24 protein-coding genes are annotated in these 25,357 nt (G+C 42.2%); 9 read left to right on the top strand and 15 right to left on the bottom strand.

Annotated elements, in window-relative coordinates:
• Positions 1-12: 12 nt before the first annotated feature.
• The 4 genes from JOC94_RS18300 to JOC94_RS18285 form a co-directional block, all read right to left on the bottom strand.
• On the bottom strand, positions 13-1,155 hold the full coding sequence (locus JOC94_RS18300; protein WP_205180045.1) for a thiolase family protein: 1,143 nt from the start codon (positions 1,153-1,155) through the stop codon (positions 13-15).
• 274 nt (positions 1,156-1,429) lie between these two features.
• On the bottom strand, positions 1,430-2,530 hold the full coding sequence (gene ychF, locus JOC94_RS18295; protein ID WP_077112045.1) for a redox-regulated ATPase YchF: 1,101 nt from the start codon (positions 2,528-2,530) through the stop codon (positions 1,430-1,432).
• 108 nt (positions 2,531-2,638) lie between these two features.
• Entirely contained in the window at positions 2,639-2,836 is a 198-nt protein-coding gene (locus JOC94_RS18290) for a DUF951 domain-containing protein (RefSeq protein ID WP_077112046.1), read from the bottom strand.
• 2 nt (positions 2,837-2,838) lie between these two features.
• Positions 2,839-3,753, bottom strand: a complete 915-nt coding sequence (locus tag JOC94_RS18285) for a mechanosensitive ion channel family protein (protein ID WP_408021934.1) — start codon at positions 3,751-3,753, stop codon at positions 2,839-2,841.
• A gap of 175 nt (positions 3,754-3,928) precedes the next feature.
• Here JOC94_RS18285 and yyaC point away from each other — a divergent pair, with 175 nt between their 5' ends.
• The gene (gene yyaC, locus JOC94_RS18280) at positions 3,929-4,525 is read left to right on the top strand and encodes a spore protease YyaC (RefSeq protein WP_077112048.1); all 597 of its coding nucleotides are present in this window, start codon (positions 3,929-3,931) and stop codon (positions 4,523-4,525) included.
• 72 nt (positions 4,526-4,597) lie between these two features.
• Here yyaC and JOC94_RS18275 read toward each other — a convergent pair whose 3' ends face one another.
• The 11 genes from JOC94_RS18275 to rpmH form a co-directional block, all read right to left on the bottom strand.
• On the bottom strand, positions 4,598-5,299 hold the full coding sequence (locus JOC94_RS18275) for a DUF554 domain-containing protein (protein WP_077109397.1): 702 nt from the start codon (positions 5,297-5,299) through the stop codon (positions 4,598-4,600).
• Between the two features lie 35 nt (positions 5,300-5,334).
• Complete coding sequence (locus tag JOC94_RS18270; RefSeq protein ID WP_077109398.1) at positions 5,335-6,183, bottom strand: ParB/RepB/Spo0J family partition protein; 849 nt, start codon at positions 6,181-6,183, stop codon at positions 5,335-5,337.
• The gene (locus JOC94_RS18265; protein ID WP_077109399.1) at positions 6,176-6,937 is read right to left on the bottom strand and encodes a ParA family protein; all 762 of its coding nucleotides are present in this window, start codon (positions 6,935-6,937) and stop codon (positions 6,176-6,178) included. The genes JOC94_RS18270 and JOC94_RS18265 overlap by 8 nt, the downstream gene beginning before the upstream one ends.
• A 166-nt stretch (positions 6,938-7,103) precedes the next feature.
• Positions 7,104-7,967, bottom strand: a complete 864-nt coding sequence (gene noc, locus JOC94_RS18260) for a nucleoid occlusion protein (protein ID WP_077109400.1) — start codon at positions 7,965-7,967, stop codon at positions 7,104-7,106.
• 97 nt (positions 7,968-8,064) lie between these two features.
• Positions 8,065-8,781: a 16S rRNA (guanine(527)-N(7))-methyltransferase RsmG gene (gene rsmG, locus JOC94_RS18255; protein WP_205180043.1), complete on the bottom strand. Its 717-nt coding sequence runs from the start codon at positions 8,779-8,781 to the stop codon at positions 8,065-8,067.
• 14 nt (positions 8,782-8,795) lie between these two features.
• Positions 8,796-10,694, bottom strand: coding sequence for a tRNA uridine-5-carboxymethylaminomethyl(34) synthesis enzyme MnmG (mnmG, locus tag JOC94_RS18250; protein WP_077109402.1), 1,899 nt, complete (start codon positions 10,692-10,694; stop codon positions 8,796-8,798).
• A gap of 42 nt (positions 10,695-10,736) precedes the next feature.
• Positions 10,737-12,122 (bottom strand): tRNA uridine-5-carboxymethylaminomethyl(34) synthesis GTPase MnmE, encoded by a 1,386-nt coding sequence (mnmE, locus tag JOC94_RS18245; RefSeq protein WP_205180041.1) that lies wholly within the window; start codon positions 12,120-12,122, stop codon positions 10,737-10,739.
• A gap of 432 nt (positions 12,123-12,554) precedes the next feature.
• A complete protein-coding gene (jag, locus tag JOC94_RS18240; protein ID WP_077109404.1) occupies positions 12,555-13,187 on the bottom strand; it encodes an RNA-binding cell elongation regulator Jag/EloR in 633 nt (210 codons plus the stop codon).
• Positions 13,184-13,972, bottom strand: a complete 789-nt coding sequence (spoIIIJ, locus tag JOC94_RS18235; RefSeq protein ID WP_077109405.1) for a YidC family membrane integrase SpoIIIJ — start codon at positions 13,970-13,972, stop codon at positions 13,184-13,186. Before spoIIIJ ends, jag begins: the two co-directional genes overlap by 4 nt.
• An 85-nt stretch (positions 13,973-14,057) precedes the next feature.
• Positions 14,058-14,417 (bottom strand): ribonuclease P protein component, encoded by a 360-nt coding sequence (gene rnpA, locus JOC94_RS18230; protein WP_077109406.1) that lies wholly within the window; start codon positions 14,415-14,417, stop codon positions 14,058-14,060.
• A 71-nt stretch (positions 14,418-14,488) separates the two neighbouring features.
• Entirely contained in the window at positions 14,489-14,623 is a 135-nt protein-coding gene (rpmH, locus tag JOC94_RS18225) for a 50S ribosomal protein L34 (protein WP_077109407.1), read from the bottom strand.
• Between the two features lie 504 nt (positions 14,624-15,127).
• On the opposite strand from rpmH, the gene dnaA reads away from it, so the two are divergent.
• The 8 genes from dnaA (at position 15,128) to JOC94_RS18185 (ending at position 24,905) form a co-directional block, all read left to right on the top strand.
• The gene (gene dnaA / locus JOC94_RS18220; protein ID WP_077109414.1) at positions 15,128-16,477 is read left to right on the top strand and encodes a chromosomal replication initiator protein DnaA; all 1,350 of its coding nucleotides are present in this window, start codon (positions 15,128-15,130) and stop codon (positions 16,475-16,477) included.
• A 169-nt stretch (positions 16,478-16,646) separates the two neighbouring features.
• Positions 16,647-17,783, top strand: a complete 1,137-nt coding sequence (gene dnaN, locus JOC94_RS18215; RefSeq protein ID WP_077109408.1) for a DNA polymerase III subunit beta — start codon at positions 16,647-16,649, stop codon at positions 17,781-17,783.
• Positions 17,784-17,957: 174 nt separating this feature from the next.
• Positions 17,958-18,173 (top strand): S4 domain-containing protein YaaA, encoded by a 216-nt coding sequence (gene yaaA / locus JOC94_RS18210; RefSeq protein ID WP_077109409.1) that lies wholly within the window; start codon positions 17,958-17,960, stop codon positions 18,171-18,173.
• A 14-nt stretch (positions 18,174-18,187) separates the two neighbouring features.
• A complete protein-coding gene (recF, locus tag JOC94_RS18205) occupies positions 18,188-19,306 on the top strand; it encodes a DNA replication/repair protein RecF (protein ID WP_077109410.1) in 1,119 nt (372 codons plus the stop codon).
• Positions 19,307-19,318: 12 nt separating this feature from the next.
• A complete protein-coding gene (remB, locus tag JOC94_RS18200) occupies positions 19,319-19,558 on the top strand; it encodes an extracellular matrix regulator RemB (RefSeq protein ID WP_077109411.1) in 240 nt (79 codons plus the stop codon).
• 58 nt (positions 19,559-19,616) lie between these two features.
• Entirely contained in the window at positions 19,617-21,536 is a 1,920-nt protein-coding gene (gyrB, locus tag JOC94_RS18195) for a DNA topoisomerase (ATP-hydrolyzing) subunit B (protein WP_077109415.1), read from the top strand.
• Positions 21,537-21,601: 65 nt separating this feature from the next.
• Positions 21,602-24,097, top strand: coding sequence for a DNA gyrase subunit A (gene gyrA / locus JOC94_RS18190; RefSeq protein WP_077109412.1), 2,496 nt, complete (start codon positions 21,602-21,604; stop codon positions 24,095-24,097).
• Between the two features lie 628 nt (positions 24,098-24,725).
• Positions 24,726-24,905 carry a hypothetical protein gene (locus JOC94_RS18185; RefSeq protein ID WP_077109413.1) on the top strand — a complete coding sequence of 60 codons (180 nt, stop codon included), beginning with the start codon at positions 24,726-24,728 and terminating at the stop codon, positions 24,903-24,905.
• Positions 24,906-25,357: the final 452 nt, after the last annotated feature.

Below are 25,357 nucleotides of genomic sequence, written 5' to 3'. Positions count from 1 at the left end.
CTTAAGGTTATTTTATGATCCCTCCAACCGCTCGATAATGGTTGCGTTTGCCATGCCAAATCCTTCACAAATTGCCTGTAGCCCATATTTTTTATTTTGTCTTTCCAACTCATGAACCAGTGTCGCCATGACTCTTGCTCCACTTGCTCCTAATGGATGCCCCAAAGCGATGGCTCCTCCGTTTACGTTCAATTTCTCAGGATCGGCACCTGTCTCTTTCAGCCAGTGCAGCGGGACTGAAGCAAATGCTTCATTGATTTCAAATAAATCAATGTCAGAAAGCCGCATCCCCGCCTTTTTTAATACATTTTCAGTTGCTGGTACCGGCCCTGTCAACATGAGTGTTGGATCCGAGCCAACAACTGACCTCGCAGTGATTCTAAAGCGGGCTTTTATGCCGAGCTCATTTGCTTTTTCCCGGGACATTAGCAAAATGGCCGCCGCTCCGTCACTGATTTGACTTGCATTTCCCGCTGTGATTCTCCCCTTTTTCAAAAAAGGTGGTTCAAGACTAGCAAGCTTTTCCATTGATGTATCTTCCCGCGGGCCTTCATCGGTTTTCATGATGCCTTTTTCAGTCTCGATCTCGATGATTTCCTTTTCAAACCGCCCTTCTTGGATAGCCCGCAGCGCCTTTTCATGACTTTTTAGCGCAAATTGATCAAGCTTTTCTCTCGTAAAATCCCACTTTTCCGCAATTCTTTCCGCGGATAACCCTTGATGGATGATTTCATGGCGATTTGTTAAAAGTGGACTATATGTTGCCCCTTGCAAGTTTGAGAGCATCGGCACACGTGACATACTTTCTACCCCGCAGGCAATGACAACATCCATGTCGCCGCTTAATATCGCTTGCGAAGCGAAATGGACCGCCTGTTGGCTTGATCCGCATTGTCTGTCGAGCGTAACCCCCGGAACCGTAATGGGAAAACCGGCGATTAATGCGGCCAATCTGGCAATATCATTCGCTTGTTCACCTACCTGCGTGACACAGCCGGCAATCACATCTTCAATCAAGCTACTGTCGATCCCGGCCCTGTCAACCACCTCTTTCAGCACTTTGGCTAACAGTTCATCCGGCCGAATGCCGCTTAACATGCCATTTTTCTTCCCGACGGGCGTTCTGACAGCCTCGACTATGACAACTTCTCTCATGGAATAAGATTCCTCCTTGTTGGAATGATCAAACTATTCCTCATACATTCGGTGTAACCCCCATTTAATCCTGCTTTATAACATAAAGAAAACCAGGCTCGCTTTAGCATTGCCTGGCCGCCATATACATCATATTCATATTTACGCGCCTTCTAATCGAAAAAACCTGGAACATAAGCAAATACGAAATAGCCAAAAACCGAACAATTCATTTATAATTGTTCGGTTTATTTGTGTAAAAAAATATAAAAATAGGGCACTGTTCGCAGAGTCGTTAGACGTTGAATCGGAAATGAATGACATCTCCATCCTGAACGAGATATTCTTTTCCTTCCAAACGGACTTTTCCGGCTTCCCGGGCAGCTGTCATGGAACCGGCAGCAAGCAAGTCTTCGTAAGAAACTGTTTCCGCACGGATGAATCCTTTTTCAAAGTCTGTATGGATAATACCGGCGCATTGTGGAGCTTTCATTCCTTTTTTAAAAGTCCAAGCACGTACTTCTTTTTCCCCGGCCGTAAAGTATGTTGCCAAACCAAGCAGATCATATGCGGCTCGGATCAACTGGTCAAGGCCGGATTCTTTAATGCCAAGCTCTTCGAGGAACATTGCTTTTTCTTCATCATCCAGAACCGCTATTTCTTCTTCAATTTTTGCGCTAATGACAATGACTTCGGCATTGTCATTTTCTGCATAATCCATGACTTTTCGTACATATTCATTATCAGAAGGATTGGCAACGTCTTCTTCCCCGACGTTTGCTACATATAATACCGGTTTACTTGTCAATAAGTGGAATTGCTTTACAACTTTTGCCTGATCTTCCGTAAAATCAAGGGCTCTGGCTGGTTTATCCGCTTCAAAAGCTTCCTTTAATTTGCTAAGCACTTCAAATTCAACCATCGCTTCTTTGTCTTTTTGTTTGGCCATTTTTTCGACACGGCCAATACGTTTATCCACTGATTCCAAGTCGGCCAATATTAATTCCAAATTAATGGTTTCGATGTCATCAATTGGATCCACTTTTCCGGAAACATGGGTAATGTCTCCATCCGCAAAACAGCGGACAACATGGCAAATGGCATCCACCTGGCGAATGTGGGAAAGAAATTGATTCCCAAGACCCTCACCCTTACTGGCACCTTTGACAATCCCCGCAATATCCGTAAATTCAAAAGCAGTCGGCACCGTTTTTTTCGGTTTGACAAGCTCTGTCAATTTTTCCAAGCGTGGGTCCGGCACTTCGACGATCCCCACATTAGGATCAATCGTACAAAACGGATAGTTGGCAGCTTCTGCCCCGGCTTTTGTAATCGCATTAAATAAAGTTGATTTGCCCACATTTGGCAAGCCAACAATTCCTGCTGTTAGAGCCATATATCGGTCACTCCTCTACTCTAGGGAAAATCTCTCCCCAATCCATTCATAATTATAGAGAGTCCTTCTATAAAAGACAACCCTGTAAACCATAAGAAAAAGCATGAATTAGCCTTCATGCTTTTCCAAGATTTTTTTCAATTTGCGTGTAAATTCCCTGCGGGGCAGCATGACGCTATGGCCGCAGCCTTCACATTTCATTCTAATATCCATCCCCATACGAATGATGCGCCAACGATTTGTTCCACATGGATGCGGTTTTTTCATTTCTACAACGTCATGAAGATCAAATTCTTTTTGCTCCATTTTTATCCCCCTTCTGTTTCACCTAATTGAGATGGCTCTTGACGATCAGTGCCTGAAAACATGACAATCCGTTGATACGGAGCATCTACTTTGTGTTCATCCAGTTCCAGTTTGATCGCCTTCCTGATCTCACGGGCAATGTACCAGTTTTGTAACGGTAATGTTTCGGCCGTTACTCTTAAAATGACTTCTGAAGCACCAAACTGTTGAATGCCGAGAATACTTGGCGGACTGACAATCTCCTCGTATTTTTCCGGCATCTTTTCCAATACGCTTTCGATCAGGGCTTCCACTTTCTTTAAATCCGCGTCATATCCGAGAAAGATATCAACAATGGCGACACTGTTGTGGAGGGAAAAGTTTGTTACTTCCGTTATATTGCCGTTTGGAATAATGTATAGTTCGCCTGTCCAATTCAGTATTTTCGTAGTGCGGAGCCCTATTTCATCAACGGTTCCTTCAAATTGGCCAATTCTTACGTAGTCTCCGACGGAAAATTGGTCTTCAAAGATGATGAAAAAACCGCCAATTACATCCTTTACAAGGTTTTGGGCGCCAAATCCGACAGCTAGCCCCAGTATCCCCGCACCAGCCAAAAGGCCCGTTACATCGACTGTCAATGACGATAATATGGTGACGATCGCCACAAAATAAACGGTATAAGTTAATATGTTTTGCAACAACTTCACTAGCGTTGCTTCCCTGCGTTCTGAAAACTGAAGAGGCACTCTCGCTCTTCTTTTAAAAATGTTTTGGATTGCTGCCCTTCCGACTTTTACCACAATAAAGGATAGCACTAAAATCATGAGAATTTTTAATGCCACAAAGCCGACATCAATCCATAAATCCAAATCGGTAAACTTTTCTACGAACTTGTTTGTTTGCTTTTCAACTTGATCGAGTTTTTCTTCCAATATGTCTTCACCTGGCTTGCCTTGGATTTGGTTCCTATTTTATCAATAACCTTCTTCCATTTCCACACATGAAAGGAGCCGGCAATTTATCCATGTATAGAAAAGACAGCTTCTTCGTATACTGGTTATCACAAGGTTCATTCGTGTTGGCTGAGCGAACAGGAAAGGGGAATCATTTATGGGAAATGAACTGATTGTACATTATGAAGATCCAATGGCCTCACATAAAATATGTGAAACGATATTAGGGCTGTTTCCCCGCTCTGTTGATCGGCCAATCGTTGTTGTTTGCATCGGTACAGACCGCTCCACCGGGGATTCATTAGGGCCTTTAATCGGTTCATTTTTACAAGAAAATGGGTTGAATGTATTTCATGTGTTCGGGACTCTGGATGATCCAGTACATGCCATGAACCTCGAAAACATTTTAAAATATATAAAAGCACATTACAGGAATCCCTTTATGATCGGAATTGATGCTTGTCTCGGACGTATCGCGAGCATCGGCGACATTAAAGTGAACGCAGGACCCGTCAAGCCGGGGGCCGGGGTACATAAAAAATTGCCCGAAGTCGGCCACGCATCCATTACGGGAATCGTCAATGTGGCAGGCCATATGGAATTTGTCGTCCTGCAAAACACCCGCTTAAGTCTTGTCATGAAACTGGCCAAGCAAATTTCCGCCGGTATTTTGGAAGCGGACCGCATTTGTTTTCAGAAAAGTATGTTTCAACGCATGCGTTTTCATATGACTGATAAAAGATCGGCAAAGTAACATGAAAAAATAAAAAAACCACAGTGTTTGACCGTGGCACAATTCCCAGCTAGATTTTTATTAAATATTTTACTAAAAAAAATGCAATATTGTAACGATCATGGCCACGACAAGAATGCTTGGAAGTAAATTCGCAACCCGTATTTTTGTTATGCCGACTAAATTGAGCCCGATAGCAAAAATCATGATGCCACCAACTGCCGTCATTTCCAAAATAAAATGATCCATTAATGGCTGAGGAACGATTCGATTGATTTGGGTTGCGAATAGCGCGATCACTCCCTCATAAACGACAACTGGAATAGCGGAAAAAATGACCCCAATGCCGAGTGTCGTAGATAAAATAAAGGCGGTAAAACCGTCGATAACCGCTTTAGTAAAGAGGACGTCATGATCGTTTCGTATCCCGCTGTCGAGCGCCCCGATAATCGCCATCGCGCCGATTAAAAAGATGAGGGTTGCTGTTACAAAGCCTTGAGCGACCGTTCCCTCTTCTTTTGAACCCAAGCGCTTTTCCAGCCAACGTCCCAAGGCATTTAATTGATCATGAAGCGACCACCATTCGCCGAGGACAGTGCCAAACACGATGCTAATGATGACGATCAAGAAGTTTTCACTTTTAAAACCCATTTGCAGTCCCAGTACTATAACGGATAGTCCAATACCGTACATAACTGTTTCTTTCATTTTTTCAGGAATGAACCGCAAAATTCTTCCGAGTAATGTACCGATGATAATGCAAATACCATTTACAATCGTTCCCAGCAATACCATGTACTCACCTGACTTTTTCCCATGTCTCATCCATATTAATCTTGTAAATTGATTAACTCCAAAATGCGCTCTAAATCTTCCGGAGATAAAAACTCTATTTCAATTTTTCCTTTGTTTTTGGTTTGCTTAATCGTTACGGTTGTTCCAAACTTTTCCCGTAAACGATGTTCCTGTTCCCTGATAAACACATCTTTTTTAGGTGGTGTTTTCTTTGTTTCACGTGGAACATTTTCGTTTATGTTTTGGATCAGTTTTTCAAGTTGGCGGACGTTCAGTCCCTCTTTGATTGTTTTTTCCGCCATTAATTTCATTTGCTCTTTCCGCTTTAAACCAAGCAATGTCCGTCCGTGCCCCATCGAAAGCTTGCCTTCCGTAATATATTTCTGAATATCGGCAGGAAGGGCAAGAAGTCTGACATGGTTGGCAATATGCGGGCGGCTTTTTCCAAGCCGTTTGGCCAATTCTTCTTGTGTTACATTCAAATTGGTCATTAACGTTTGATAGGCTCTTGCCTCTTCAATGGGTGTTAAGTCTTCCCGCTGTAAATTTTCCAATACGGCGAGTTCCATCATCTGCTCATCATTAAATTCCCTAATGACGGCAGGAATGGTTGCCAATCTGGCGGCCTTTGCAGCACGAAAGCGCCGTTCACCAGCTACGATTTCATAGCCCTTTCCGATTTTGCGAAGGATGATAGGCTGTAAAATACCATGCTGTTTAATGGATTCTTTTAATTCATCAATCGCTTCAGGGGAAAATAGTTTTCGCGGCTGGTATGGGTTTGGTTTAATTTCCCTTAGACTTATTTCTCGAACCGCTTCCTCGGTTCCTACTTCCATATTCGCAAACAAAGCATTAATGCCTTTTCCAAGACCTTTAGCCAACTTCAGCCACTTCCTTTGCGAGATCTAAATATACTTCCGCTCCCCTGGATTTAGGATCATAAATAATAATCGGTTCACCATGGCTGGGAGCTTCACTCAACCGGATGTTCCGCGGAATGATGGTTTGATATACCTTGTTTTGAAAATATTTTTTTACTTCTTGAATGACTTGTAGCCCCAGGTTGGTTCTTGCGTCAAGCATTGTCAACAGGACACCTTCTATCATTAAATGGTGGTTTAAATGCTTCTGTACAAGACGGACGGTGTTCAACAACTGGCTTAATCCTTCAAGAGCATAGTATTCACACTGGACCGGGATTAAGACGGAATCGGATGCCGTCAATGCATTAATGGTCAACAAACCAAGGGAAGGAGGACAATCAATTAATATATAGTCAAAGTCATCCTTGATTTGGTCCATCGCGCGCTTTAAGCGAACTTCTCTCGAAATGGTCGGAACAAGCTCAATTTCTGCCCCTGCCAATTGAATCGTCGCTGGAACCACATATAAATTTTCTACCGCTGTATCTTTAATCACCTTTTCAATCGCCAAATCATCTACAAGTACATCGTATATGCATTCGTTGACTTCACCTTTATCAATTCCTGCGCCGCTTGTCGCATTTCCTTGAGGATCAATATCAACAATCAATACTTTTTTTCCAATAAAGGCCAAACAAGCCCCTAAATTAACAGAAGTCGTCGTTTTTCCGACTCCTCCTTTTTGGTTGGCTATGGAAATGATCTTTCCCAACTATGTCACCTACCTTAACTTCCTCCTGTAAATTATCTCACCTAATTTATTTTAACAAATATTCTATGAGGATTACGCTTAAATAAAAAATTTCTTACTTATTCCAGTTATCCGTAAAAAAATGAGAAACTTGTTTGTTTTTCAAGCTTCTCATGCTCGTCATTTTCTATGAATCTTTCTTTTTAGGAATTTTAATCGTAATTTGATAGTATTCTTCATGCTCTTCTTCCGTTGAATCTAGTTTGATTCCACTGTCAGCCACCATAGAAAGTGATTGGCGGATCGTATTGACAGCAATCCGCATATCTTTGCTGATTGCTCTTTTTTTCGGCGTTCTTTTAGGCTGTTGCTTGTCGGTGGAAAGCATTCTTACGACTTGTTCTTCCGTTTGCTTTACATTTAAGTTTTTTTCAACGATCAAATTCATCAATTCAACTTGTTTTTCGGGATCTTTTATCGGTATTAACGCCCGGGCGTGACGTTCTGTAATTTGTTTTTTCAATAAAGCTTCTTGAACTTGTTCTGGAAGTTTGAGCAAACGAAGTTTATTGGCAACGGTTGACTGCCCTTTTCCTAATCTTTGCGCCAATGCTTCCTGCGTTAAATTATGAAGTTCCAGCAGCTTTCCATAAGCTATTGCTTCTTCTATTGGGGTCAGTTCTTCTCGCTGCAAATTCTCAATTAATGCAACGGAGGCAGTTTCCGTGTCACTTAAATTTTTAATGATGGCGGGGATCTTTTCCCAGCCAAGCATCTTGACTGCCCTGAACCTTCGTTCTCCGGCAATAATTTCATATTGGCTGTTTTCTGCTTCCCTGACGACGATTGGCTGAATGATCCCATGCGTATGAATGGTCCGGGCCAACTCTTCTATTTTTGTTTCGTCAAATATGGTTCTTGGTTGAAAACGATTCGGAATGATGTCTGAAACTGTTATTTGTTTCACCTCATCCCTCTCTTCCGCCGTCTCTCTTTCTGTCGGCAGTTCTTTATCGCCCAATCCAAAAAAACGCGAGAAAGGATGTTTCATCCTTCACACCACCTTGAAATAATAACTCCCTTTTTTAAATACATTCTATCCCAATAATCAAATCCCTGCCGAACAACTGCTCCTTTGCCGACTATATTTATTCAAGCGGCAGTTTATTGGGAGTACCAGGTTTCCGCGGATATTTATTTGGAGTCTTTTTAACTTTTTTTATGATAATGATGTTTCTTTCGCTTTCTTCTATTGGCAATGTAAAATCGTGGACAGCTTGCTCTTTTCCACCAAGCAGCTTGATCGCTTTTTCGGCCGCCTTTAATTCTTCTTCGGCGTTTGCCGCCTTCATTGCCACAAATATGCCTTCTTTTTTTACAAGCGGCAGACATAATTCCGTTAAAACAGACATTTTTGCTACTGCTCTCGCGGTAACGATATCAAATCGTTCACGGAAGTCTTTATGTTGAGCAAATGTTTCCGCACGGTCGTGATAAAAAAATACTTTCTCTAGTTTCAGTTCTTTGGCAAGTTCATGTAAAAAAGTAATCCGCTTTTTTAATGAATCGACTATCGTTATATTTAGTTGCGGAAAGCAAATTTTAAGCGGGATACTCGGAAATCCAGCTCCCGCCCCGACATCGCAGAGCGACAGGGAACCTGTAAAATCAACGAAAAACGCAGCGCTCACCGAGTCATAAAAGTGTTTTAAATACACTTCCTCATGATCGGTGATCGCCGTTAAATTCATTTTTTCATTCCATTCCACCAACAGTTCGTAATACCGTTCAAATTGGTTGAGCTGACGCTCGTCTAGTTCAATACCCATTTTCTTTAATTCGTTTGTAAATTGCTCTCTATTCATTGATAAACCCTTTCTTAAGCGCCATCCCCTGCAACACGGGCTATTTTTCCGTGTTCAATATACACTAGCAAAATAGAAATATCCGCTGGATTTACGCCGGAGATCCGGGAAGCTTGGGCAATGGAAAGCGGACGGACTTTGTTTAGCTTTTGGCGCGCCTCGGTCGCAATGCCCTGGATGGCATCATAATCAATGTCTTCGGGAATTTTTTTGTTTTCAAGTTTTTTCAGCTTTTCAACTTGCTGTAAAGATTTTTCGATATAACCTTCGTATTTAATTTGAATTTCAACTTGTTCAATCACGTCTTGCGGCAGTTCTTTTTCACCGGGCGCCAACTGGATGATATGGGAATATTTCATTTCGGGACGCTTTAATAAATCGGATGCACGAATGCCGTCTTTCAGCTCGCTGCCGCCCGCTCCTCTAATCATAGCCTGCGTTTTTTCATTTGGTTTTAAGATAGTTTTTTGCAGTCTTTTTATTTCGGATTCAATATCAGCTTTTTTCCGCTTATACCGCTCGTATCGTTCTTCAGATATGAGTCCCAGTTCGTATCCTATATCGGTCAAGCGAAGGTCGGCGTTGTCCTGGCGCAATAGCAGCCGGTATTCAGCACGTGACGTTAAAAGCCGGTATGGTTCATTTGTTCCTTTGGTAACAAGGTCATCAATCAATACGCCGATATAGGCATCGGAGCGGCTTAAAATCACTTCATCTTTACCAAAAATATTACATGCGGCGTTAATGCCCGCCATAAGCCCTTGGGCCGCCGCCTCTTCATAACCGGATGTTCCGTTAATTTGGCCTGCCGTATATAAATTTTTCACTTTTTTTGTTTCCAAAGTCGGCCACAACTGGGTTGGAACGATCGCATCATATTCGATTGCATATCCCGGACGCATCATTCGCGCCTGTTCTAAAGCGGGAACCGTTTTGATCAGTTCATGCTGGACTTCTTCCGGCAAGCTTGTTGAAAGTCCCTGGACATATACTTCATTTGTATGGCGCCCTTCAGGTTCGAGAAAAATCTGGTGGCGCGGCTTATCACTAAAACGAACAACCTTATCTTCTATTGATGGACAATAGCGCGCGCCCGTCCCCTTAATCATACCGGAAAACATCGGAGAACGGTGCAAATTCTCATCAATCAAACGATGAGTGCGTTCATTCGTATACGTCAGCCAGCATGGCAATTGGTCTGTCACTTTTTTGATCGTTTCATAACTGAATGCCCTCGGTTCTTCATCACCAGGCTGAATTTCCGTTTTGCTGTAATCAATTGTTTGGCTATTCACGCGTGGCGGAGTGCCTGTTTTAAATCTTTCTATTTCAAAGCCGAGCTCTTGCAGATGTTCCGACAGTTTGATGGACGGTTGTTGATTGTTTGGTCCACTTGAATATTTTAACTCGCCAAGAATGATTTCTCCGCGCAAGAAAGTTCCCGTTGTAATGACGACCGCTTTGGCGCGATAGACCGCTCCCGTCATCGTCACAACTCCGCGACATATATCATCTTCAACGATCAATCGTTCCACCATGCCCTGGTGAAGTGTAATATTCGGTTCATTCTCCAGCGTATTTTTCATTTCATGCTGGTATTGGAATTTATCCGCCTGGGCGCGCAGTGCCTGAACAGCCGGACCCTTACCGGTATTGAGCATCCTCATTTGGATGGCTGTTTTATCAATATTTTTACCCATTTCTCCGCCAAGGGCATCAATTTCCCGAACGACGACCCCTTTTGCCGGACCGCCTATAGATGGATTGCACGGCATAAAAGCAACCATGTCCAGATTAATTGTAATCATGAGCACTTTGGCTCCCATTCTGGCGGCCGCCAGTCCAGCTTCGCATCCGGCATGGCCCGCTCCGACTACAACCACGTCATATTGGCCTGCCTCAAATTGCTTCATGTTACACGCTCCTTTATCACTTATTCTGTTAACGCCTGTTGTTTATTTTCCGAGACAAAATTGACTAAATAACTGATCAATCAAACTTTCCTGTACAGTATCACCAATAATTTCTCCGAGCAATTCCCATGTTCTGGTCATGTCGATCTGTACGATGTCGATTGGAGTCCCCATTTCAATACCTGTAATGACATCTTCAATCGCATCAAGCGCCTGATGTAATAATGCGATATGACGGCTGTTCGATACATATGTCAAATCACCCGTTTCCAGTTCACCGCGGAAAAACATATCGGCAATCGCCTGTTCCAAATCATCGATCCCTTCTTCTTCCAATAAAGAAGTCGTCACAACGGTATGTGATGAAGCCATGTCCCTTACTTTTTCCAAATCTATTTTTCTTGGCAAGTCCGTTTTGTTCACGATAACAATAACGTCCATTCCTTCAACGGCTTTAAAAAGTTGCTCATCTTCAGAAGTAAATTCCTCGGCGGAATTGAGTACGAGTAAAATCAAATCCGCTTCCTTTAATACTTTGCGGGACCGCTCCACACCGATCTGTTCAACAATATCTTCCGTTTCTCTGATCCCCGCCGTATCAATTAAACGCAAAGGAACGCCTCTTACATTTACATATTCTTCAATAACATCCCTCGTTGTGCCAGGTATATCAGTCACAATCGCCTTGTTTTCCTGAACGAGGCTGTTTAGGAGGGATGATTTTCCGACGTTTGGCCGTCCGATGATGGCAGTCGCCAAACCTTCACGTAATATTTTACCTTGTTCGGCGGTATTTAGTAATTTTTTTATTTGGTCACGAATATAGATGGCTTTTTCCTCTAAAAGGCGATGCGTCATTTCTTCTACATCATCATATTCAGGATAATCGATGTTTACCTCGACATGGGCAAGTGTCTCCAATATCTCCTGACGCAATTTGGCGATCAATTTTGAAAGACGGCCGCCCATTTGCTCCAAAGCGATATTCATTGCTTTGTCCGTCTTTGCCCGTATCAGATCGATAACCGCTTCTGCTTGCGACAGATCAATACGTCCGTTCAAGAATGCCCTTTTCGTAAATTCCCCAGGTTCTGCAAGTCGTGCCCCATTATTTAAAACGAGTTGAAGCACACGATTTACCGAGACGAGCCCGCCATGGCAATTGATTTCCACCACGTCCTCACGTGTATACGTCCGTGGCGCCCTCATGACGGTCACCATCACTTCTTCTTCCTTCGCACCCGTTTTTGGGTTGACAAGCAATCCATAATGAATGGTATGGGTTGCCACATCTTTTAACTGCTTTCCCCCTGCCCCCCGGAATATTTGATCCGCAATCTGAACCGCTTCATCGCCACTGATTCTGACAATCGCGATTCCTCCTTCGCCGAGCGGGGTCGATATCGCGGCAATCGTATCGAAATCCATTATTTTTCACCTCTTTTCTTATAAAAAAATTCATATATCAATGCACAATGTGCATAACTTTTTTATCGCCAATCATCCACAATTGGAATAAGCTGCATTCTTTATTTTATCTTATCCACATGTGAATAACAATGGCGTAAGACAGGTTCCTGGCTTTGAAAATTTCCCTGAATGTAACAAAACGTTCAGACGACATTTTTAATATGCTTCAACCACACTCCCTTTTCTTCCTTTTAAGCAAAACTTGTTTTTCTAACTGGTTTCCCTTGATGCTTCCAACTGATCTTTTTCCAAGATGGTTGGCTTTTGTTTAGCGGCAATGAATGAGAGTATTGGCTCTTTTCATTTATATGGAAATTTTTTTATAGATAAGGAAGGGATACAACACTTTTGAGAGCTAAATGGTATCCTTACACAGAAAAAAAACACCTCTCAGCTTTGAGAAGTGTTTGGTTGAATCACAACGTATCTGTTGGGTTCTTCCCCTTTTGACACGGTTTGTACACCACGGTGATCTGCCAGCACAGTATGTATAATCTTTCGCTCGTAATTTGGCATTGGTTCCAGCTTTATCGGCTCGCCTTCATGAACTGCTTTTTGCGCAAGGCGTTCCGCCAGGCGGGCCAACGTTTCTTTTCGCCTTTCCCGGTAATTTTCCGGATTTAAAATGACTCTTATATAATGCCCTGAATGGCGATTGGCAACAAGTTGTGTCAAATATTGCAAAGAATTGACGGTTTGTCCTCTTTTCCCGATTAAAAGCCCCATTTTTTCACCAGTGATGTTGACAAATACGTTGCGATCATCTTCTTGAACCGTTTCAATGTTTGCTTCAATGCCCATATTCCGAAGGACATTTTGCAAAAAATCCACGACGGATTCAATGGCGCCCGGCTTCAACGTTACTTTAACGACAGCCGGACGAGAACCAAAGAGCCCGAATAGCCCCTTTTTTCCTTCATCGACAATTTGAATTTCCACTTGATCTTTTGTTGCATTCAGTTGAGCCAAAGCTGATTGTACTGCTTCTTCCACGGTTTGTCCGTTGGCAGTGACTTGTTTCACTTTTTAGCTCCCCTCACCTTTCCCTCATTCGTCGTCGATTTTTGAACGACAGGCGGTTTTATAAAATACGTTTGGACGATCATAAAAATATTTCCGACTACCCAGTATAAGGAAAGTGCCGCCGGGAAATTGATTGCAAAAATCAAAATCATTACTGGCATGATGTACAGCATCATTTGCATTTGCGGATTTTGGCCTTCCATTCCGGCCATCATCATTTTTTGCTGCAGGAAAGTAGTCAGTCCCGCAATAATCGGAAGTAAAAACAAAGGATCCGGCTTTCCGAGATCAAACCATAAAAATGTGTGGGTAGCAATTTCTTCCGTACGAATAATCGCTTGATAAAACCCGATTAAAATTGGCATTTGAATCAGCAACGGAAAACAGCCTGCCAGCGGATTCACACCATGTTTTTGAAACAGCTGCATCATTTCCTGCTGAAGCTGTTGCTGGGTTTTTGCATCTTTTGAGCTGTATTTTTCCCTTAATTTTTGCATTTCCGGCTGAAGTGCTTGCATTGCTTTTGAACTTTTGGTTTGTTTGATCATCAGCGGCAATATCGCTAACCGAATGAGAATCGTGACAATCACTATCCCCAAACCGTAACTGTTGCCGAACATTTCAGCTGTGGTCGTTATCAGCCATGATAAAGGATAAACGATATACTTGCTCCAAAAACCAGTGCTCTCGGATGTAATCGGCACAGGGTTTTCAATCGTCGAACAGCCTGCTGCGGTGATGACGAGAAACAGCAATGCTGACAATAAAAATATTTTCTTCTTCAAAACTTTATATCCTCCCTGTGTATCAGAATAACGTATCGATGATAACAGCTCTATCCGTTATTTTAACACTTTTCTCCGCTTCTGTTCATTTATTATCATTTGATTCTTTTCGTATGCTTTTTCCCAGCAGGAGCACATGTTCCAAACTCTTTTTAATGGAATGATAATCCATCTCGGCCGCCGGTTTCCTGGCGATGATAACATAATCTTTCATGGGACTCACACGTGTTTGATTCTCTTGGAAAAATTGCCTGATATATCGTTTGATTCGATTTCTCGTCACCGCATTTCCGATTTTTTTACTGACGGATAATCCGATCCGAAAATGCCCCTGATCTTTCTTTTCTAGTATATAGACGACGAATTGCCGATTGGCAACCGACGCCCCTTTTCTAAAAACAGCCTGAAACTCCGTATTTTTTTTAATTCTGAATGTTTTCTTCATTCATCCACCTCAAAAGCTGAGCCCCGTTCTCTCATCTATTAGAAAAAAGACCACTGAGACGTTTCAGTGGTCTACGCGGATAAAACTTTTCTTCCTTTACGACGGCGAGCAGCCAAAATTCTTCGGCCCGTTTTCGTGCTCATGCGCACACGGAAACCATGAACTTTACTTCTTTTACGTCTATTTGGCTGGAATGTTCTTTTCATTATAGTAACACCTCCTCGAGGGTTGGATCATTCTCGTTTAAGACAGTCTTACTAATTATAAAGATGTCATAGAAAGATTGTCAACCTTCCCCTTCATTTTTTCCATCCATTTTAATCCAACACGAGCCTGTTGATGAATTGTGAGTTCATTATTTCTTATTCACAATATTTATCGACAAGTTTTTCACAAACCAAGGGCTGTTAATAATTATTTTTTACCGTTTTTTAGCATTGTGGATAATCTTTGGCACTCATTGCAGGACCATGCTTAATTTGATATGATAATAGTGTTTTACTTGTGGATGCCCTATCTCAATCCTCATCATTATCCACAGATTGTGGATAGAATGTGGATTGTTTATAAACCTCCATTGCATATCTTTGTCCACAAGAAGTGGATATTGTCGAAATACCCGTTTTCTACTATTATATACTTTTCCACAATTTCTTTTCTTGGAAAGGAACCAATAAGTCGGGATCTACTAAAATAAAGGGGGGTAAATGTTGGAAAACTTGGCCGATCTTTGGGACCAGGTCCTGAAGAATATTGAACAAAAAATAAGCAAGCCCAGTTTTGATACATGGCTTAAATTTACTGAAGCCTATCGTTTGCAAGGTGAAACTTTAGTAGTCGCAGCTCCAAATGAATTTGCCAGGGATTGGTTAGAGGGACGCTATGCGGATTTAATTTCTAAACTTTTATATGAAATTATTGGAGAAAATTTGGAGGTAAAATTTATCATTCCCCCTGAAAATGAAGAGGAAGCAAGCAAAACACCGGCTGCTCCACATCCAGTACAAGAAATTCATAGGAAAGAAAACTACCAAAATATGCTGAATTCCAAATACACGTTCGATACCTTCGTTATTGGCGCCGGGAACCGTTTTGCCCATGCAGCATCCCTCGCTGTTGCCGAAGCTCCGGCCAAAGCTTATAACCCGCTCTTTATTTACGGTGGGGTCGGGCTTGGAAAAACACATTTGTTACATGCCATCGGTCATTATGTATTAGAGCACAATCCAACGGCAAAGGTTGTCTACCTGTCATCCGAAAAATTTACAAATGAATTTATTAATTCGATCCGAGACAATAAAGCCGATGATTTTAGAAATAAATATCGAAATGTAGATGTGCTTTTAATAGATGATATTCAATTTTTGGCCGGAAAAGAACAAACTCAGGAAGAATTTTTCCATACATTTAACACGCTCCACGAAGAAAGCAAACAAATTATCATTTCGAGCGACAGGCCGCCAAAAGAAATTCCGACATTGGAAGACCGCTTGAGATCCCGCTTTGAATGGGGGTTGATCACCGATATTACGCCTCCTGATCTGGAAACAAGAATCGCCATTTTAAGAAAAAAGGCAAAAGCGGACGGGTTGGACATACCGAATGAAGCTATGCTGTACATAGCCAATCAAATCGATACGAACATTAGGGAACTGGAGGGTGCGTTAATACGCGTTGTCGCTTACTCATCCCTTATTAATAAGGACATTAATGCGGATTTGACTGCTGAAGCATTAAAGGATATTATTCCCAGCTCCAAACCAAAAGTCATTACCGTTCTCGATATCCAGAAAGTGGTTGGAGCCGAATTTAATGTGAAACTTGAAGATTTTAAAGCGAAGAAAAGAACGAAATCAATCGCTTTTCCAAGACAAATTGCCATGTACCTGGCAAGGGAGCTTACGGATCTCTCCCTCCCGAAAATTGGCGAAGAATTTGGCGGCCGTGATCATACCACGGTCATTCACGCTTATGATAAAATATCAAAGCTATTGGAAACAGACGCCGATTTACAGTCTATTATTCAAAACATCAAGGATTCTCTTAAAAGTTCACATTGAGGATTATGTGCATAACCGGAACATGGACATGCACATCTTGTACACATGTGAATAAGGCGAGATTTCCAGTCATTCACATATTTATCCACATATCCACAACGCCTACTACTATTACTACGATTTTTTTATTAAAAAATAATATATATAAAGCTGAAGTGAGGGAATAAAAATGCAATTTACCATTCAGCGGAATCGGCTCGCGGACAGTGTCAATCATGTCATGAGGGCTGTTTCTTCAAGAACAACCATTCCTATCTTGACGGGAATTAAAATCGTCGCCACAGAAGATGGCATTACTTTTACTGGAAGTGATTCCGACATTTCCATCGAATCTTATATACCTGTTGAAGAAAATGGCGATAAATTGATTGATATGGTTCAACCCGGTGGCATTGTCCTGAATGCGCGTTTTTTCGGAGATATCGTCAGAAAACTACCAAAGGATACAGTAGAAATGAAGGTGGAAGATTCGAGGCAAGTACTCATCCGTTCCGGAAAAGCAGAGTTCTATCTAAACGGGCTTGACCATAAGGAGTACCCCCTTCTTCCCCAAGTATCGGATGAAACTGTATTTTCCATGCCGGGCAATCTTTTGAAAACATTAATCAGACAAACAGTGTTCGCAGTGTCCACCTCAGAAATACGCCCGATCTTGACAGGTGTAAACTGGCACATTGAAAATGGGTCACTTACCTGTGTTGCCACCGACAGCCACAGACTGGCCATGAAGACATCACCAGTCGATTTACCGGAAAACGAAAGTTATCAAACGGTTATCCCTGGCAAAAGCCTTACTGAGCTTAGCAAGATCCTGGATGATAATGACCAACCGGTCAATATTTTTATTACCGATAACCAGGTCCTTTTTAAAACCAAAAATATTCACTTTTATTCACGCCGGTTGGAAGGAAATTATCCTGATACATCTCGACTCATTCCAGCGGAATATAAGACAAATATTGTTCTTGAAGGCAAATTGTTTAATGACGCCATTGACAGGGCTTCGTTGTTGGCCCGGGAAGAAAGAAACAATGTGGTCAAACTTACATCACTTGAGGGAAACATGATTGAAATCTCTTCCAATACACCCGAAATCGGCCATGTATCGGAGCAAATTCCCATTCATTCACTTGAGGGTGAAGCTTTAAATATTTCGTTCAGTGCGAAATACATGATGGAAGCCCTCCGCGCTGTGGAAGGCAATGAAATTACCGTCAGCTTTACGGGCGCCATGAGGCCTTTTATTATTAAATCTGTAGAAGATCCGACCATTTTGCAACTTATTTTGCCTGTTCGTACTGCGTAAGACAGCCTGCCCCTTGAGGCAGGTTTTTTATATCCATCCAAGGAATGATCGTTGTCTGCTCTTTTTTCGTTTAATGATTTTATCATCGTTGGCGGCGCCCCCCGTATTCTTTGTCATGAGCGTAAATCTTTAGTAAAATAAAGGTATGAGATCATAAACGGAAAGAGTGAGAGCGTGGAAACAAAAATTGTCATTCAAACGGACACCATCACACTTGGTCAATTTTTAAAGCTTGCCGATCTGATTGATTCAGGCGGAATGGCCAAGTGGTTTTTGAGCGAGCATACCGTCTTGGTCAATGGAGAACCTGAGCAAAGGCGCGGTCGCAAGCTCTATGAGGGTGATCGTATCGAAGTGCAGGGAGCGGGAAGTTTTCTTGTTGCCCATTAAAGGATGTCTTTTCCATGTATATTGAGCAATTGGAATTGGAAAATTTTAGAAATTATAAAACACTCTCACTTTCTTTTGAAAATAAAGTCAATGTGTTCGTTGGAGAAAATGCCCAAGGAAAAACAAATGTCATGGAAGCCATTTACGTTTTAGGCATGGCCAAGTCCCATCGAACTTCAAATGACAAGGATTTGATACGATGGGATGAAGAGTATGCTAAAATAAGGGGCAGGATTCAAAAAAAGAGCGGGTCTGCTCCCATGGAGTTAACGATTTCCAAAAAAGGAAAAAAAGCCAAATTTAACCATATAGAGCAAAGGAAATTAAGCCAATATGTTGGAAATATGAATGTTGTGATGTTTGCGCCTGAAGATCTCCATCTTGTCAAAGGGAGCCCTCAAGTAAGGCGTCGTTTTATTGATATGGAAATTGGCCAAGTATCTCCCCTTTACCTTTACCATGTAGGCTTATACCAAAAAATTCTGCAGCAGCGAAACCAGTATTTAAAACAATTGCAAATGAAAAAACAAACGGATCAAACATTTTTGGATGTATTAACAGAACAGTATATTGACATTGCTGTCAAAATTATTCAGAAGCGTTTTGAGTTTGTGCGAATCCTCGAAAACTGGGCAAAGCCGATTCATTCCGGTATTTCCCGAGGCCTTGAGTCCCTCACGATTCGGTATAAACCATCTCTGGATGTATCAGAACAGGCCGATTCGTCCAAAATGGTAACAACATTTGAGGAAAAACTTTCCACTTTAAGGAATAGAGAAATAGACCGGGGAATCAGCCTGATTGGCCCGCATCGAGATGAAATATATTTTTATGTTAACGGGCGAGATGTTCAAACGTTTGGCTCACAAGGCCAGCAACGCACTGCTGCCCTCTCTGTCAAACTGGCCGAAATAGAACTCATTTTTGAGGAAGTTGGTGAATACCCGATATTGCTTCTTGATGATGTTTTATCCGAATTGGATGATTTTCGCCAATCCCATTTGCTAAATACCATTCAGGATAAAGTTCAAACGTTTGTGACAACAACGACAACGAGCGGGATTGACCATGAAACGATAAGAGAAGCGACCAGTTTTTCAGTTCATAACGGCAACATCACGAGAGTGGAATGAGGAGGACCTTGTATGTATGTTCATGTAGGTGATGATACATTGGTCCGTTTGAGTGATATCATTGCCATTTTAGATATGCAGACAGTCAATGAGTCTGAGCCGATGCAAGATATGTTGGAAAAGAAAAAAGAGAGTGTGGTCAATATTGCGGACGGCCCTTATAAATCGCTCGTAATTACACCGAATCATATGTATCTCACCCCTGTCGCCCTCGCTACTTTAAAGAAAAAAGCAATGAACGATACAAGATGAACAATATGTTTGATTCATTTTAAAATAGATGGAAAGTGCAGGTGAATCGTTCATGTCAATGGAACAAGAGGCCATTCAAAAACAGTACGACGAAAAACAAATCCAGGTGCTTGAAGGGCTTGAAGCGGTTCGCAAGCGTCCCGGGATGTATATAGGTTCAACAAGCATAAAAGGTTTGCACCATCTCGTATGGGAAATTGTGGACAACAGTATTGACGAAGCGATGGCTGGATATTGCAATGAAATTAATCTCATTATTGAAGAAGACAACAGCATTACCGTTAAAGACAATGGGCGTGGAATACCAGTGGGTATTCATGAGAAAATGGGCCGCCCGGCAGTTGAAGTTATTCTGACCGTCCTCCACGCCGGCGGAAAATTTGGCGGAGGCGGATATAAAGTTTCCGGAGGCCTTCACGGTGTTGGCGCATCGGTCGTCAACGCGTTGTCCAGCGAGCTTGAAGTATATGTACATTTGAACGGAAAAATTCATTATCAAAAATATAAAAGAGGCGTACCCCAATTTGATTTGAAAATCATCGGTGATACAGACCAAACAGGAACCGTCATTCACTTCAAACCGGATCCGGAAATATTTACGGAAACGACTGAATTTGATTTTGAAACCTTATCTACCCGTACCCGGGAACTGGCCTTTTTAAACAAAGGATTAAAATTGACGATTGAAGATAAGCGCGAGGAACCCAAAAAGCTCGAATTCCACTATGAAGGCGGAATTATGTCTTATGTAGAGCACTTGAACAGAGCGAAAGAAGTGCTTCACGAGGAACCGATTTACATCGACAGTGAGCGCGATGAGATCGCTATTGAAATTGCCATGCAGTACAACGACGGGTATGCAAGTAATATTTATTCCTTTGCAAACAATATCCACACATATGAAGGTGGAACGCATGAATCGGGATTTAAGGCTGCTTTGACAAGAGTCATTAACGACTATGCCAAAAAGCATCAAATCATCAAAGAAAATGATGGCAATTTGTCAGGAGAAGACGTCCGGGAAGGTTTGACCGCCATCATTTCCATCAAACATCCAGATCCTCAATTTGAGGGACAAACGAAAACGAAACTTGGAAACTCAGAGGCCCGTACGATCACGGACGCTCTTTTCTCAGAGCACTTTGAGAAATTCCTTTTGGAAAATCCGACACTTGCAAGGAAAATCGTCGATAAAGGTTTAATGGCCGCCAGAGCGAGGATGGCGGCTCGAAAAGCGCGTGAACTAACACGGCGAAAAAATGCATTGGAAATATCCAGTCTTCCAGGGAAGCTCGCCGACTGCTCTTCCAGAGATCCTGAAATCAGTGAATTGTATATCGTGGAAGGAGACTCCGCCGGCGGCTCCGCAAAACAAGGGCGGGATCGGCACTTCCAAGCTATTTTACCCCTAAAGGGAAAGATTATTAATGTTGAAAAATCCCGTCTTGACCGCATCCTGTCCAACAATGAGGTGCGGGCGATCATTACGGCTCTTGGCACAGGAATCGGAGACGATTTTGACATTTCCAAAGCCCGATACCATAAAATAGTGATCATGACGGACGCGGACGTGGATGGCGCCCATATCCGGACGCTGTTGCTTACGCTCTTTTACCGTTATATGCGGCCATTGATTGAAGCGGGTTATATTTATATAGCCCAGCCCCCGCTTTATAAAATCAGCCAAGGGAAAAAGGAATTATATACCTATTCCGATCGTGAATTAGATGCTCTGATCGCAGAGTTGCCGGAGCAGCCAAAACCGATTGTGCAAAGGTATAAAGGACTCGGAGAAATGGATCCCGAGCAGCTTTGGGAAACGACGATGGATCCGAAAGCGAGGACGCTCCTGCAGGTGACCTTGGAAGACGCCATTGATGCAGATGAAACATTTGATATGCTCATGGGTGAAAAAGTGGAACCGCGCAGGTTGTTTATCGAAGAGAATGCAATATACGTAAAGAATTTGGATATTTAATTTTTGCCGGTTAAAAGCTTGTGAGAATCCTCACTTGCTTTTTTCGGGATAAGGGAGGTTTTAGCATGACAGATATGCCTGAATCAAATGTGAAGGAAATCAATTTAAGTCAGGAAATGCGTTCATCCTTTCTCGACTATGCGATGAGCGTCATCGTCTCCCGCGCCCTTCCCGATGTCCGGGATGGATTAAAACCTGTTCATAGGCGGATATTATATGCCATGAATGACCTTGGGATGACAAGTGATAAAGCTTATAAGAAGTCAGCGCGGATCGTTGGGGAGGTTATCGGAAAATACCACCCTCACGGAGATTCGCCTGTTTATGAAACGATGGTTCGGATGGCGCAAGATTTCAGCTACAGGTACATGCTTGTGGACGGACATGGGAACTTTGGTTCCATTGATGGCGACTCGGCGGCCGCCATGAGGTACACCGAGGCCAGGATGTCTAAGATTTCGATGGAGCTTGTACGGGACCTAAATAAAGACACGATTGATTATAAAGAGAACTATGACGGTTCGGAAAAAGAGCCGGTCGTGTTGCCCGCCCGTTTTCCAAACCTGCTTGTCAACGGCTCTTCCGGGATTGCCGTAGGAATGGCAACGAATATTCCTCCCCACCAACTTGGTGAAGTTATTAACGGCATTCTGATGTTGAGCAGGGACCCTGAAATAACGATTCAAGAATTGATGGAATATATTCAAGGACCGGATTTTCCGACAGCGGGACTGATCGTGGGAAGAAGCGGTATCAGAAGGGCTTACGAGACAGGCCGTGGCTCCATTATTATGCGGGCCCGGGTTGAGATTGAAACGAAATCAAACGGAAGGGAAACGATTATCGTCCATGAGATTCCCTTCCAAGTGAATAAGGCAAGGCTTATCGAGCGAATTGCCGAACTGGTCCGTGAAAAAAAACTGGACGGCATTACTGAGTTACGGGATGAATCAGACCGTTCCGGCATGAGAATTGTCATGGAAGTCCGCAGGGATGCCAACGCAAATGTTATTTTAAATAATCTATATAAAATGACGGCCTTGCAAACGAGTTTTGGTATTAATATGCTGGCGCTTGTGGACGGACAGCCGAAAGTGTTGAACTTAAAGCAATGCTTGGAACATTATTTGGAACATCAGAAAGTCATCATTCGCAGGCGAACAGAATTTGAATTGAGAAAAGCGGAGGCCCGTGCCCATATTTTAGAAGGATTAAGAATTGCCCTTGATCATATTGATGCCATCATCAGCTTGATCAGGGGGTCGGAAACAACCGACATTGCCCGAACCGGGTTAATGGAACAATTCAACTTGAGCGAAAAGCAAGCTCAGGCGATTCTTGATATGCGGCTTCAGCGCTTGACCGGTCTTGAAAGAGAAAAAATCGAAGATGAATATCAGCAACTTCTAAAGCTGATTGCGGAATTAAAAGGCATTCTGGCTGATGAAGAAAAAGTGTTGCAAATTATTCGCGATGAATTGACGGAAATTAAAGAGCGCTTTGATGATGGCCGCCGGACTGAGATTGTTTCCGGTGGAGTGGGACACATCGAAGATGAAGATTTGATTCCAAGGGAAAATGTTGTCATCACGTTAACCCATAACGGTTATATCAAGCGGCTGCCTATTTCCACATACCGTAGCCAAAGACGGGGCGGCCGGGGTGTTCAAGGAATGGGAACAAATGAAGATGATTTCGTAGAACATTTACTTACGACGTCTACTCATGACACCATCCTTTTCTTTACAAACAAAGGAAAAGTATACAGGAAGAAAGGTTATGAGATTCCCGAGTACAGCCGGACGGCCAAGGGACTGCCGATCATTAATATGCTGGAGATCGATAAAGGTGAGTGGATCAATACAATCATCGCCGTGGAAGAAGTCCTGGAAGACTGGTTCTTGTTCTTTGCGACAAAAGAAGGAATTGTTAAAAGAACGCCGGTATCAGCCTTTGCCAACATCCGAAATAATGGACTGATCGCCCTGAACCTTCGGGAAAACGACGAACTTATTTCGGTAAAACTAACGGATAACGATAAAGATATCGTGATTGGAACGAAGAACGGACTGCTCATCCGCTTTCCTGAAACAGATGTACGCCCAATGGGAAGAACGGCAACTGGCGTAAAAGGGATTAATTTAACCGAAAACGATGAAGTTGTTGGAATGGAAATTCTCGAGGAGGACCACGATGTTCTTGTCGTAACAAAAAATGGCTACGGCAAGCGGACGCCAGCAGCTGATTACCGGATACAATCCCGCGGTGGAAAAGGTCTAATTACTTGCCATATTACCGAGAAAACGGGAAGTGTCGTTGCTGTAGAAACGGTTAAAGGTGATGAAGACCTGATGTTGATCACTGCCGGCGGCATTTTAATTCGTATGGCGGTTGAAGATATTTCCGTCATGGGCCGTAATACACAAGGTGTCATTCTGATCAGGCTTGATGAAGAGGAATCTGTCGCCACGGTCGCAAAAGTGGAAAAAGCCGAAGGAATTGAAGAAATATCAACAACGCCGAGTGATGAAGAAATCACAGGTGAAGAATTGTACGAATAAGCAATGCGGAGCATCGGAGCATTCCCCGATGTTCTTTTTTTGTGAAAAATGGATATACGGGCTGCGTGTATTTGGATTATTAAGAAATATTTTTGATGTTCAATTGTAAAGATTGGTTCGTGCGTTTATCATTTTGATTAGCTTACTCAGCAAGAGTAAATTGAAAAGTGACATAAAAAACCAGGCGCAAGGCAACAATTGCAACTACAGGCTACGGAACAGATTGCAAAACGGGCCCAAACGGACATTGTGGATTGGATAGCGACATCTTGACAATGATGTGGAAAGGAATACTGTAAGGCGTTATCAGTGAAAAATAACGATGATGGCGAGGATTTAGGCAAAAGTTTGAAGGCAATGGCTCAAGGTTTTAGTCGTTTTGTGAAATATAAAAAGCCGCAAAAAATTTAATTGGGTACATGCGAACAATTGATGAAGTGGCCGTTAATAAGATTGACATCTCTTACAACCAGCACATGTTGTGTGAAAAAACACGTGCTTTTATGATCCGAACACTATATCAATCAAAAGATCTAGGGGCTTATACGGCTTGTAAAAAGTGGAAAAACAGTCCAAAGGCACCTAAAATCTTTAAAACTTTTTGTGCAGCAAAAGGGTGGTAATCAATATGAGTAATTTGGAATTAGTAAGTTTTTTAGTATTTATTTTAGTCGGTGTAAAGTTGATAAATTTATTAATTTCAATGATTCTTACTAGAAATATTGATGTTATTAAAAAGAGAAAAAAGGGATTTCTATATGATTACACTAAAATGAAATTAGGGGAAAATATTTTTAATAACAGATAAAGATGTATAGTATGATGTTCCGAAATTTTGGCGGTAAATCCCAACCATTAATCAAAGAAAATCGGAGCTTAAACTGAAAGGTATGTTGATGGCGAACTTGAACTTGATGATTTGAGAAAAATGATAATGGCAAAATAAACGAAATGAAATACAAGAGAATTTATCATATCTTTTTATTTTGTTTTTTTGCTCGGCGAGCATTAGAGGGAGGGTCAATGGGGAATTAATTCCCCTTCGATGCGGCTCGCCACGGTCTTAGCCCTCGGCAGAGCGCACGTTTTGGCAAGTGGAAACATCTTATCCTCCTCTAAATTTTAATCCCATAAAAATTTTAAAAAACCTATTGCCAAGCCAGTAAAAAGGTGTTATATTAATAATCGTTGTCTGAACGAGCGAGAGCGTCGCGATAAAAAAGATTTTAAAAAGTTGTTGACATCTTCTCGTCAGATTGA

Source organism: Siminovitchia thermophila (assembly GCF_016909185.1).
Taxonomy (GTDB): domain Bacteria; phylum Bacillota; class Bacilli; order Bacillales; family Bacillaceae_C; genus Siminovitchia; species Siminovitchia thermophila.
Note: the sequence above shows the minus strand (reverse complement) of the source record. Positions and strands in the feature narration are given on the sequence as shown.